Below are 12501 nucleotides of genomic sequence, written 5' to 3'. Positions count from 1 at the left end.
GGACCGGGCCGCGCCGAACGGATCGACTGGATCAATCGCAACAGCCGCGTCTTCGCCCTGCCCGCCGGGCTCAACCCTGGCGCGGCGGGGTTGCCCTGCGACCTCTTCCGCGACTGGGTGTCCGTCGCGTGCCTCGACCGTCCGCGCCCCCGGCCGCCGGCGACGCGGGCCCTCAGTTACGTGGGCACCTATGAGCCCTATCTCTACGCGGTCGAGGGTGCCGTGATGATCCACACGCACACGGCGGACGGCGCGCTCTACGCCGGGCGGGCGACCTCGGCTGCCATCGTGGTGACGCTGTTGACGATCATTATCTTCGCCTCCTGGGATTCCCGCGCCGGACTGCTCTCGGTCGGCGGCGTGCTGCTGGCGGTCTCGCCGATGGCGTTGTTCCTGGGTTCCGTCCTCGGCACGAACGGGATGGAGATCGCGGGCGCGACCRCGTTGTTCACCCTGGCGCTGCGACTCGGTCGACCGGGCGCGCCGCCGAGGTGGATCTGGCCCGCCCTCGGCCTCGTCGCCGCGCTGGTGGCGTTGTCCCGGCCGTCCGGTCCCCTGTGGGTGCTGCTCACCCCGATGATCGCCGCCGGTCTCGCGGCCCCCCGCGCGCGGGCGCGGGCCGTCGATGCGGTACCCGCCGTCGAGCAGCCCCGGCCGGTCGAGCGGCCCCGGTCAACAGAAGGGACCCAGCCAACGGAGGGGCCCCGGCGGCACCGGCTGGTCGGGTGGCTCTCGGTTCCGTGGATCGCCCTCGCCGTGGCCGGGGTCGTCGCGACCGCGGTCTGGGAGAGGCGCGTGCAGCCACACCCGGGGATACGCCGTGAGCTCGCGGAGCAGGGGCTGCGGCAGCTGTCGTCCGACGCGCCCGCCTGGGCACGGCAGTGGGTCGGGGTGTTCGGCTGGGCGAGCCTGCGGATGCCCTCGTTCGCCTACTGGACGTGGGGCGCGTGCCTGCTGGTCCTGCTCGGTGCGGCGTTCGTCGTGGGAACCTGGCGGCAGCGGATCCGCCTCGGCGCGGTGCTGATCGGCGTGGTGGCGGTCGCGGTGGTGCTCGACGTGCTGGTCCTGCGGCAGACGCGCTTCCCGGTTTACGGGCGGTACCTGCTGCCGATCGCGGTGCTGGTACCCCTGGCGGCCGGGGAGATCCTGACCCGGCGGGCCGCGCGTATCCCCGCGACCCTGCGCCGGGCGGGGCCCGCCGTCGCCGTCATGGCGGTGGTCGCGGTGCATGCCGTCGGCCTGTGGACGGACTGGCAGCGCAGCGCCGTGGGCAGCTATGGACCGGCCTGGTTCCTGGGCTCGTCGCAGTGGAATCCTCCGGGTGGCTGGGTCCCCTGGATGGCCCTGGCGGGAGCCGGTGCCTGCTGCCTGCTCGCCGCCGCGGCGGCCGGGCTGTGGCGGCCGGGCCGCGGCGTTCGCCCGCATCGCCCGGCGGCGGGGACGCGTCAGATCAGGGCCCGGCCGGTCCGGGTCACGAGATGTCCAGGACCTTCAGCGGCGCCGGCAGGACCGCATCGGCGACCCGCCGCTCCGCCGGCGACAGGCCCGGCAACCGGGACCTGATCAACTCCAGCGCGTCGTCATCACCGACCAGCCCGAAACCCTGCTCAATATCACTGACTGGCCCGGAAAATCGCTCAACTACCCGGCTGACGCTAGGCGCCGCCCATGAACCTCAACAGACATGTTGATGACGGAATAACAATCCATATGCCGGTTCATCGTTGGAGCGAAGTTCCGCCGCGGCAGATGGAGGCCATTGCGCTACACGGAGTCACGGCATGGCCGCTGCCRACGACGGGAGGGCCCCGGGTCCGGGTCCGGACCCGGAGGCCGGGGCCCTCCTCTCATCGCGTTATCGCGTGGGATCCCCCTCCTTGGCGTGGGACCCTCGCTCGGGTCTCGTCAGCCGAGGCTGGCGATGGCCTCGTTGAAGATCTTCGACGGACGCATGACGGCCGCGGCCTTGACGGGGTCGGGCTGGTAGTACCCCCCGATGTCGGCAGGCGAGCCCTGGACCGCGATCAGTTCGTCGACGATCGCCTTCTCCTGGTCGGCGAGCGTCTTGGCGAGACCGGCGAACGCCTCCGCGAGACGGGGGTCGCCGATCTGCGCGGCCAGCTCCTGCGCCCAGTAGAGCGCCAGGTAGAAATGGCTGCCGCGGTTGTCGAGGCCACCCAGCCGGCGGCTGGGCGACTTGTCCTCGTTGAGGAAGGTGGCGGTCGCGCGGTCGAGGGTGTCGGCGAGCACCTGGGCACGCGCGTTGCCCGTCGTCCGCGCGAACTGCTCGAAGCTGGCCGCGAGCGCCAGGAACTCGCCCAGGCTGTCCCAGCGCAGGTAGTTCTCCCTGAGCAGCTGCTGGACGTGCTTGGGCGCGGAGCCGCCGGCGCCGGTCTCGAACAGGCCGCCACCGTTCATGAGTGGGACGATCGAGAGCATCTTGGCACTCGTGCCGAGCTCCAGGATCGGGAACAGGTCGGTCAGATAGTCACGCAGCACGTTGCCGGTGACTGAGATCGTGTTCTCGCCGCGGCGGATCCGCTCCAGTGAGAACGCGATCGCGTCGACCGGAGCCTTGATCTCGATCCGCAGCCCGGAGGTGTCGTGCCCGGGCAGATACGCCCGGACCTTCTCGATCAGCCTCGCGTCGTGGGCGCGGTTCTCGTCGAGCCAGAACACCGCCGGGTCACCGGTGGCGCGGGCGCGCGCGACGGCGAGCTTCACCCAGTCCCGGATCGGCGCGTCCTTGGTCTGGCAGGCGCGAAAGATGTCGCCGGCGGCGACCGCCTGCTCCAGCACCACGGTGCCGGCCTGGTCGACGATCCGCACCGTGCCCGTGGTGGGGATCTCGAAGGTCTTGTCGTGGCTGCCGTACTCCTCGGCCTTCTGCGCCATCAGGCCGACGTTGGCCACCGAGCCCATCGTCGCGGGGTCGTAGGCGCCGTGCGCCCGGCAGTCGTCGATGGCGACCTGGTAGATGCCGGCGTAGCTCGAGTCGGGCAGGACCGCCAGGGTGTCCGCCTCCCGGCCGTCCGGGCCCCACATGTGGCCGGAGGTACGGATCATGGCCGGCATGGAGGCGTCGACGATGACGTCGCTGGGCACGTGCAGGTTGGTGATGCCGCGGTCGGAGTCGACCATTGCCAGGGCGGGGCCCTCGGCGAGCTCCGCGGCGAAGGAGGCCTTGATCTGCGCGCCCTCGGGCAGCGATTCCAGGCCCTTGAGGATACCGCCGAGCCCGTCGTTCGGGGACAGGCCGGCCGCGGCGAGCGTCGCGCCGTGGGTGGCGAACGTCTTCGGGAAGAAGGCCCGTACCACGTGGCCGAAGATGATCGGGTCGGAGACCTTCATCATCGTGGCCTTCAGGTGCACCGAAAACAGCACGCCCTCGGCCTTGGCCCGGGCGATCTGCGCGGTGAGGAACTCGCGCAGCGCGGCCACCCGCAGGACGGCCGCGTCCACTACCTCGCCCGCCAGCACCGGCAGGGACGGGAGCAGGACGGTGGTGCTGCCGTCGTCACCCGCAAGCTCGATGCGCAGCGTGCCGGCCGCGGCGATGATCGTGGACTTCTCGGTGGAGCGGAAGTCGTCGGCGCCCATCGTGGCGACGTTCGTCTTCGAGTCGGGTGTCCACGCGCCCATCCGGTGCGGGTGGGTCCGGGCGTAGTTCTTCACCGAGGCCGGGGCGCGGCGGTCGGAGTTGCCCTCGCGCAGCACCGGGTTGACGGCGCTGCCCTTCACCTTGTCATAACGGGCGCGGATCTCCCGCTCCTCGTCGGTCTTCGGGTCGTCCGGGTAGTCCGGCAGCGCATAGCCCCGCTTCTGCAGCTCGACGATCGCCGCCTTCAGCTGCGGAATCGAAGCCGAGATGTTCGGCAGCTTGATGATGTTCGCCTCGGGCGTCCTGGCCAGCTCACCGAGCTCGGCGAGCGCGTCCTCGATGCGCTGGGCCTCCTCGAGATCCTCGGGGAAACTGGCGATGATCCGCCCCGCCAGGGAGATGTCGCGGCTGTCGACACTAACCCCGGCCGTCGCGGCGTACGCCTGGACCACGGGCAGGAACGAGTACGTCGCCAGGGCCGGAGCCTCGTCAGTGTGTGTATAGATGATGGTCGAGTCAGTCACCGATACTCCGCTTCGCGTCTGTTTCATCTGGGTATCAAGGTATGCCCTGAACGCCCGCTCCACCGGGGTCCTCGCCGGGCCGGGGCTGTCGGCAGCGGCACCCCACCGACCAGCATGATCGCCATATCGGGTCTCCTCGCGCGCGGGGCTCGGTGACGCTCCGGACAACCCGGGCACGCGGTCGCCGACCGGTTCCGGACGGCCCGGCTCGCCGTCCACGGGGCCAACCTAGGAGCCAACTTCGGGGCCAACCTCTCCAAACGCAACGCGACCATCTCCTCCGGACTCGCCGCGGTGGGGGCCGATGTAGCTTATTTCTTCGGCGATCGCGGCTGCCACCTCCGGATCAGTCGCCGGCCACCGGGTGCGGGTGGGACGGCGCGGGCAGGTGTCGGGCAGGTGTCGCGCAGGTGTCAGGTCCGGGCAGATGTCGGATCCGGGCAGATGTCAGCTACTGCCACCCGCGGTGGCGGACACGACGCGGAGCAGGACGGTCAGGCGGTCCCAGGCGACGAGGGTGGCATCGTCACGCTCCTGGGTGGGCGGTGCCGCGGCGAGAAGCTGCACGGTTTTCACCGCCGCATACAGGTACAGCGGTCGGGGCCGCCAGGCGATCAGCTGCGGGTACGTCTCGTCCAGCGCCCGGTGGACGAGGTACCGGGCCGGGGCGTCAGGTCGATGCTGCCCGGAATCCAGCTGGTGGAGGATGGCGGCGGCAGCATCGACCTCGTCCGCGTCCGGTATCCAGGCGTAGGTCCGCAGGGCGGTCTCCGCTTCGTTGAGCGCCTCGCCCGCGGCTGCTATCGGGTCTCCGTCGCCGTGGGGCACGGGCGGCGGGGCCCAGTCATCGTCGTCGTCGGTCATAGAACCACCGTCCCTCACCGCGGGCGTCCCGGGCTGGCGACTGACGTCCTCCCCGCTCTGAAAGGTGGGCATCCCGACTCCTACGCACCCACCAAAGGGGGCGTGGTAGTGAGGTTCGCGGTTCGTCGGCACAGCCGATGCCATGCCTCCCCGCGCGTTCACCGCACGTCCTGCGGCAATATTCTGGGCGGCGCGTTGATGTCGGCGTTGCGCCGAAACCCGCAGGCGACACCTGCGAAGATGACGCTACCCGCGACGCATCACCGGCCGTCGACCAGCGCGTAGAACTCATCTATCCACGCCGGTGCCCCAACTGCCCCCAGGAAAGTTGATGTGATGGACGACAACACGACCGCGCAACATCGCAAAGCGGTGATATTCCGTGAGCTACACGAGCAGGCCAGTCCGTTTGTCATGGCAAATGCCTGGGACGCCGGAACCGCGCGCCTGCTGACGCAGGCCGGCTTTGTCGCCATCGGAACCACAAGTGCCGGGCTGGCCTTCAGCCACGGTGTGGCCGACGGCGCGAACCTGATCGACCGCACGCTGACTTTTGCCAACGTCCGTGYGATCGCCGCCGCAACCCCGCTACCGGTCTCCGCCGACCTCGAGAGCTGCTTCGCGCAGACACCCAGGGACGTCGAGAAGACCGTTCTGCTGGCCGCCGAGGCTGGAGCCGTCGGGGGGTCCATCGAGGACGCCACCGGAATACCGCAGGCGCCGATCCTGGCCTTGGATGACGCCGTCGCACGAGTCGGCCACGCGGTCGCCGCCGCGCGAAGCCTGCCCTTCCCCTTCGTCATCACGGCACGCGCCGAAAACTTTCTCTACGGCCACCCCGATCTCGAAGATACGATACGTCGCCTTCAGGCGTACGCGGCGGCCGGCGCCGATGTGCTTTACGCCCCGGGCCTGCTGGGCCCGGACTCCATCCGCGAGGTCTGTAAGCGGGTCCAGGGCCCGGTGAACGTCCTGGTGGGCCCGCCCCCGTTCCCGTCGGTGACCGAACTGGGCCTGCTCGGTGTCCGCCGCATCAGTTTCGGCTCCCTCCTGCCGCGTATCGCTCTCGCGGCCGTGCTGCGCGCGGCCCGGGAGATCCACGAAGAAGGTACGTTCTCATGCGCCGCCGAGGCGACACCCTATGCGCAGGCCAATCAGATGATGTCCTCGGAGGTGCGGTAGCGCGGGCAGAGGCGGCCGCTCTTCACGGCCGTACGGGTCCGGCGACAGGACCACCGGACCGTGCCGGCAGCACCACCGTCAGCGGTCCCCGGCCCATCGGCGGTCCGCTTCGTCCCATTCCTCGTTGCGCCTGTCCAACCCCTGCCGCCAGTTCTCGGCGTCCGAGGCACTGCCGTAGGGACCCAGGCGCCGATGACCGGGCGCATCCGGCGGGTTCTCCGCGCGTCCGTGGTCGAGACACCACCACCAGCCGGACGGGTTCCAGGCCGAACTGTCCACGGACCCGGACCCGGAACGGGAATGGGCCCGGCGGCGCGCCGCCATCCCTCGTAGCCATGTCCACATAGCCATCTCCTACCCGGGTCACGCCCGCCCGATCCCCACGCGGCGATGTCGTTCCGGCCGAGCCGGACTCACCCGATACGTCGACCGGCTCACCGGTTACGTCGACCGGCGGTAGGAAGACGATGATGCGAAGACGATGATGACGAGACGACAACAAGGAGACGACGATGAGCCACGAAACCACGCCGTCGCACGCCGTCGAGACCCGGCCGTTCCCACTGAAGCCGACGCCGATTCAYGTGCCCGACGACGTGCTCGCCGACCTCCAGCGGMGCCTGGAGTTGACTCGCTGGCCGCTCGATGCGGGCAACGAGGACTGGTATTACGGCGTGAACCGCGCCTACCTGCAAGAACTTGTCGACTACTGGCGCACCGGCTACGACTGGCGCAAGTCCGAAGCCGCCATCAACGCCTACGAGCACTACCAGGTCGAGGTCGAAGGCGTGCCGGTGCACTTCATGCGCAAGGCCGGAGTCGGCCCCGATCCGACCCCCCTGATCCTCACCCATGGCTGGCCCTGGACGTTCTGGCACTGGTCCAGGGTCATCGATCCGCTGGCCGACCCCGGCGCGTACGGCGGCGATCCCACCGAAGCATTCGATGTGATCATCCCCTCGTTTCCCGGCTTCGGGTTCTCCGTACCGCTGCCGAACAACCCGGACCTGAACTTCTGGAAGGTCGCCGACCTCTGGCACACCCTCATGACTCAGACCCTCGGCTACGACAGGTACGCCGCCGCCGGCTGCGACGTCGGAGCCCTGGTTACCGGCCAGCTTGGGCACAAGTACGCCGACGAGCTGTACGCCATCCACATTGGCTCCGGCCTGAAGCTCACCCTGTTCAACGGCGACCGGGCCTGGGACCTCAGCGGCGGCCGGCCCATCCCCGACGGCCTTCCTGACGACATCCACGCCCAGATCGTCGCCGTGGAGAGGCGCTTCGCCGTCCACCTCGCCGCGCACGTGCTCGCCCCGAGCACGCTCGCCTACGGGCTGTCCGACTCCCCGGCCGGGATGCTCGCCTGGATACTCGAACGCTGGGTGAAGTGGAGCGACAACGGCGGCGACATCGAGACCGTCTTCACCAAAGACGACCTGCTCACCCATGCCATGATCTTCTGGGTGACCAACGCGATCGGTACCTCGATCCGCACCTACGCCAACAACAACCGCTACCCGTGGACCCCGTCCCACGACCGGCAGCCAGCCATCGAGGCGCCCACCGGCATCACCTTCGTCGGCTATGAAAACCCACCCGGCGTCAGTACCGACCAGCGGGTTCAGAACTTCCTCGACTCCGACCGCGCCGCCTGGTACAACCACGTCAACCTCAACGCCCACGACCACGGCGGCCACTTCATTCCCTGGGAAATCCCCGCTCAATGGGTCGACGACCTGCGGCGTACCTTCCGCGGCCGCCGCTACTGATCTTTAATTCGTGATGTCGCTGGATCATGGTGTTGTGGGTCATGATGGTCGCGGCCGATGCCGGGATCGTGGCCACCGACCCTTCGGCGCCGGCCGGCGAACCTGTAGGGCCCCACGCCAGACATCTTCCGGTCCTCATCCGCACCGCTCTGCCCGACCACGGCCGGATACCCGGGCCGGCCGGTCATCACGAGGCGAGCTGGCCCACGGTGATTCCGATGGCTTCGTAGGTGGCGGCGGCTCGCTGGTCGAGACTCATCAGAGTCGCCTGATGTTCGGCCGCGGTGAAGGCGATCAGGGCGTCGTAGGCCGGGCCGCCCAGGATAAGGAAAGGTCGGTTCGCTGGTTGGTGCGTACCGTCGGTGTCCAGGGAAGTCGGGTGATGCGATCGGTTTTGCACGGCCGGTGTAGGGTAGGCGACTGGCGCGGTGGCATCTCGCTTTAGGCGCGTGGTCCGGTACCTTTGTCCGCGCGGTTTCCCGCCCGTTTCTCATCCCGGCCGTCCATAGCATGCTCCGTCTCCAGCCGCCCCCCGTCAATCCGTGCATGTGGTTCTCCCACACACGGCTTACCGACGCCGTTCACCGCCGGCATTCGGTCTCTCCCGCCAGAGCTTTCCGGCCCTGGGAGTGACGACAATCCCAGACAGGCTGACCAGGCCGAGGTCCACCGGCCGGGAGCGTATCAGCACCCGCCAGCCGAAGCCCATGCTGCGCCGGTGTCTGGCCCGAACAAACCGAGCCAGCCGTACCTGCGCGAACCGCCTGATCATAGCAAGGCGCCGTGCCGAATATCCGTAGCGGAAATATCCGGCCCAGCCACGCAGGAACAGGTTCAGTTCCCGCACGACCGCCTCTGGCTTAAGCAGCAGCCTGGACCGTCCCGTAATCTCCCGAATCCGATCCCGAGCATGCTTCATGGCCCTGTCCGAGGGCCAGCGCGCAAGAAACGCCACCCTCCGTCTGCCCCGGTCACCCCGCGACAGCACCAGGCGGTGATGGAAGCCCAGGAACTCAAGACCATCCCCTCCCACCTGTAGGTGAACGATACGGGTCTTGGCTGCCTTGGTCTCCAGCCCCAGATCAGCGAGCAACCGGACCAGACAATCCATCGCCCGCACCGCCTGATCCTCCGACCAGYACATCACGACGATATCGTCCGCGAACCGGACCATCATCCCGTCCCCGTCGTCCCATTCCCGGTCAAGCCGGTTCAGGTAGACGTTACAGAGTAATGGGGACAGCGGCCCGCCCTGGGACATTCCGCTGACCGGCCTCCGGACCTCGCCGTCGCGCATCACGCCGGCACGCAGGACAGCACGCACCAACCTGAGCATCGCCTGGTCGCAGACCCGTTCCTCGATCGTCTGCATCAACCCTTCGAACGGGATCGCCGTAAAGCAATCAGCGATATCCGTCTCCACCACCCACCGACGGCCCTCCCCGCACGCATCCACCAGCACTTGCAGTGCGTCATGAGCCGAGCGCCGCGGGCGGAACCCGAACGAGCACCCGGCCATGTCCGCCTCGAAGACCGGCTCGAGCACGATCTTCACGGCGGTCTGCACCACACGGTCGCGGACGGCAGGGATCGACAGCGGCCGGGACGCACCCTTGTCCCCCGGCTTGGGAATTTCTACCCGGCGCACAGGCAAAGGACGGTACCCCCCTTCCCGCAATTCGCCGCCCAGCTCGTCGAGAAGACGGGACACCCCGTACTCCTCGACCTGGGCAATGGTGGTCCGGTCAATGCCCGGCGCGCCCCTGTTGGCGCGCACCAGTGCCCACGCACGCTCCAGGACGTCCCCACGGTGGACCTTGTCCGAGAGCGCATGGAACCTCCGCCCGGGATCGGCCTTGGCCGCCCGGTACAGCGTGTGCTGCAAGACACGGACCGGATCCACTCGGGATCCCGAAGCGGCGGGAATAGCAGCAATGGCACTCACCGAGCCCCTCCTTCCAACTCCACGCGTCGACGAAGCAGCGGCCCTTCCCTCACCGCCGGTTATGTTGTCCGGCCGGCTCGAACGGTAATATGGCCGCCTCCGACGCCCACCCGGCCCGCCACCCACTTCCCGGGATCTCCGGTTATAGGGCACGGTTCTCCGGCAGCTTTCCGTAGACTGCCGGGCCGGGGAGGGCCTCCCCAGTTCCCACCGCCACTGTCAGCACGTTCCGCGCCCCATACGCCGGGGAGTTCCTCACGGCTGCAATTCCAGGATCTTCGCCGCTTCCGTGGCCTTCGCCCCGATAGTGAGAGGCTCGGCACTCCCTTTCCCACCCCGGAGGGCAGGATCCTCACGACGCCGCAGGCTTCGCTTTATGCTACGGACCGCGCTCTCGCTCCCCCTCTCACAGGGCCTTTGACGCTGGGCTTCGACCCCGCCCGTTTCCAGACGAAGCCGCCAGCCTGCTACCGGGCCTCCTGGCAGCTACCCGGACCGGACTTTCACCGGCAAGCGACGGTGAGCTTACGAACAGCAGGATCCACCGCTACCTCACGGCTTCACCTCCCGTCCCGCTGGGCGCACACTAAGGAGAACGAAAGTAGCTGGACCGGCTACCAGCCGATGTAGGCGAGGTGGGGGTCACCGAAGAAGCCGATGACAAGCGCAGAGTTCTCCTGGAGCCTGCGAAGTGCGGTGAGGGCGTTGGAGTAAAGATCCGAGACCGATGTAATCATTTTTGGGTGCAGTTCTTGTGAAGTGAGTTGATCAGGGCGGTATGCGGTTGTCGGCGTACTGGTTGCGGTGGTTGCRGTGCTGTTCCTGTGCGATGTGGTACTTCCAGTAGTCGTCGAAGTCGCCGTTGGTGACCAGGGCGCGGAGCAGGAGCACGGATTCGGCGCCGTCGAGTCCCCATCGGGCACCGGTGATGTCCATCCGGTCCTTGACGAGGTGGCGGCAGGCTCCCTCGATGACACCGGTCGCGATCGGCCAGCCGCCCACCAGGGCGGTGGCGTAGTCAAGCCAGGGTGCCTTGGCGTCGAGGTAGTCGGCGCAGGTGTCGGCGCCCTTGCGTTCGGCCTGGTTGTAGCCGTTGTAGGTGGCGCGGCGGCGGATGCCGGTGGCGACCTGGCCCGCCCGGCCTTCCAGTACCTTGCGGGCCTTGTCGGTGACCCAGGCCTCGGCGTCGGGGTCCCCGGTGGTGAAAAACGACCAGGCGGCCTTCCACAGGTATTCCAGGACGTGGATGAGATCGACGACGATGTGGACGACGACGCCGCGGTGGGCCGCCTCGGCGGTGACGGCGTCGAGCTGGGTGTTGTTGCCGTCGACGAGCACGATCCAGGTCCGGGCGTGGGTCGGGTCGCGCCGTTCGGCCTCGTCGAACCCGGCCGCCACCACCGTGGCGATGTCGTCGACGACCGAGGCCGTCACCCACTTTCCGGTGGCCTTCGGCCCGTCGGGCCCGGTCACCCCGGGCGGGGGCAGCACGTCAGCCGGGGTACGCACGACCGGGACGACGTCGTGGACCGCGGCCAACTCCGCCATCCGTTTCCGCCCGTTCTTCTCCCCGGGCGACAGCCGTGTCGCCAGCTTCCGCCCCGCGGCGGCCGCCTTCGCGGTGGCCGGGCGCAGCCCCTCCGGCCGCATCACCACACCTTTCCCGTCGAACTGCAACACCAACAGCAGCCCGTCGGGCACCGGCCCGCACACCGGGGCCGTGTAGAAACCGGCCACGTCGACCGCCACCGACCGGGCCAGCTCGACAAGCTGGCGCTTACCGACCCTCACCCCGGTCGCCCGGGCGACCGCGGCGACCGCGGCGTCGAACGACCCCCGCGCGGCCTCCAGCGCCACCAGCCGGCGCAGCCCGTGCGAGTGCAGCCCCACCGGCAGGTTCAACACCCCGTCCGCCGGGTGCAGGTTGGCCGCCCCGGCGCCCGATAGGCCAGCCTGCTCACCGCCACCCGGCCGAACACCGTCGACAGCGCCCGCCGATGCGCCTTCTCCACCCGGGTACGGACCACCCCGTCCACCCCCGCCGGCGGTTCGGCCAGCCGCACCTCCCGCGCCGACCGCAGATCAAGATGGTCCTGGAACAGCGACCGCAGCAGCTCCCGGCCCCGGCCCTCCAACCACACCTCAAGACCCTCATGGGTCAGGCCCGCGGTCTCCGCCCCCGCAAGCCCCGCCCGCAACGCCCCGTACAGCTCGTCCGACCCGGCGAACGCACCCGCCGACACCCTCTCCGAGCCAACCTCATACCCTGACACCCAGGCTCCTTGCTCACGTCACGTTCTGGCTTCGACACCCGCGAACGTAGTGGCAAGGAGCCCTTTCACGATCAACCCAAACCCAGGGAACCGAGATCATCCAGCCAACGATCTCACTCTGAAGGATCTACACCCATCATTTTTCGGCCGATCTGTGCGGTCTTCACGTTGTTCCAGACCCACTCGTCCGGGTTGGTGTCGGGGGCATAAGGCGRGAGAAAGAAAATCCGGAGCCTACCGTCYGTTCCTGCGACGAACCGACGGACAGCCTTCGAATCGTGGTAACTGACGTTGTCGACGATGAGGAAGACCTTTCCACCGTCGTCTTGGAGCAGCTTCC

Annotated in this window: 9 protein-coding genes and 1 pseudogene; 3 read left to right on the top strand and 7 right to left on the bottom strand. The window is 68.7% G+C overall.

The window, feature by feature from the left end; genetic code table 11:
• On the top strand, positions 1–1563 hold a 1563-nt coding region (locus KBI5_RS15920; RefSeq protein WP_085015683.1), incomplete at its 5' end, for a DUF2142 domain-containing protein.
• 342 nt (positions 1564–1905) lie between these two features.
• Here the strand turns inward: KBI5_RS15920 and KBI5_RS15915 are convergent.
• Entirely contained in the window at positions 1906–4125 is a 2220-nt protein-coding gene (locus tag KBI5_RS15915) for an NADP-dependent isocitrate dehydrogenase (protein WP_043591775.1), read from the bottom strand.
• A 447-nt stretch (positions 4126–4572) separates the two neighbouring features.
• Positions 4573–4989 (bottom strand): hypothetical protein, encoded by a 417-nt coding sequence (locus KBI5_RS15910; protein WP_035733326.1) that lies wholly within the window; start codon positions 4987–4989, stop codon positions 4573–4575.
• Between the two features lie 336 nt (positions 4990–5325).
• Between KBI5_RS15910 and KBI5_RS15905 the strand changes: the two genes are divergently transcribed.
• The gene (locus KBI5_RS15905) at positions 5326–6171 is read left to right on the top strand and encodes an isocitrate lyase/phosphoenolpyruvate mutase family protein (RefSeq protein WP_085015682.1); all 846 of its coding nucleotides are present in this window, start codon (positions 5326–5328) and stop codon (positions 6169–6171) included.
• Positions 6172–6683: 512 nt separating this feature from the next.
• Positions 6684–7943 carry an epoxide hydrolase family protein gene (locus KBI5_RS15895; RefSeq protein WP_085015681.1) on the top strand — a complete coding sequence of 420 codons (1260 nt, stop codon included), beginning with the start codon at positions 6684–6686 and terminating at the stop codon, positions 7941–7943.
• Between the two features lie 187 nt (positions 7944–8130).
• Here KBI5_RS15895 and KBI5_RS15890 read toward each other — a convergent pair whose 3' ends face one another.
• The 5 genes and pseudogenes from KBI5_RS15890 to KBI5_RS15875 form a co-directional block, all read right to left on the bottom strand.
• Entirely contained in the window at positions 8131–8343 is a 213-nt protein-coding gene (locus tag KBI5_RS15890; protein ID WP_011436614.1) for a hypothetical protein, read from the bottom strand.
• Between the two features lie 168 nt (positions 8344–8511).
• Positions 8512–9888, bottom strand: coding sequence for a group II intron reverse transcriptase/maturase (gene ltrA, locus KBI5_RS15885; RefSeq protein WP_085015680.1), 1377 nt, complete (start codon positions 9886–9888; stop codon positions 8512–8514).
• 614 nt (positions 9889–10502) lie between these two features.
• Positions 10503–10625: a hypothetical protein gene (locus KBI5_RS28435; protein WP_255353910.1), complete on the bottom strand. Its 123-nt coding sequence runs from the start codon at positions 10623–10625 to the stop codon at positions 10503–10505.
• A gap of 31 nt (positions 10626–10656) precedes the next feature.
• Positions 10657–12131, bottom strand: a pseudogene (locus tag KBI5_RS15880) (ISKra4 family transposase).
• Positions 12132–12274: 143 nt separating this feature from the next.
• A partial coding sequence (locus tag KBI5_RS15875; RefSeq protein WP_198537728.1) for a transposase occupies positions 12275–12501 on the bottom strand: 227 nt, incomplete at its 5' end.

The organism is Frankia sp. KB5, assembly GCF_002099325.1.
GTDB classification, from domain to species: Bacteria; Actinomycetota; Actinomycetes; order Frankiales; family Frankiaceae; genus Frankia; species Frankia casuarinae.
Note: the sequence above shows the minus strand (reverse complement) of the source record. Positions and strands in the feature narration are given on the sequence as shown.

What these genes read in the sequence shown, in the direction of transcription:
- KBI5_RS15910 (WP_035733326.1), bottom strand. Translation starts at nt 4,989, where the DNA reads ATGACCGACGACGACGATGACTGGGCCCCGCCGCCCGTGCCCCACGGC.
- KBI5_RS28435 (WP_255353910.1), bottom strand. Translation starts at nt 10,625, where the DNA reads ATGATTACATCGGTCTCGGATCTTTACTCCAACGCCCTCACCGCACTT.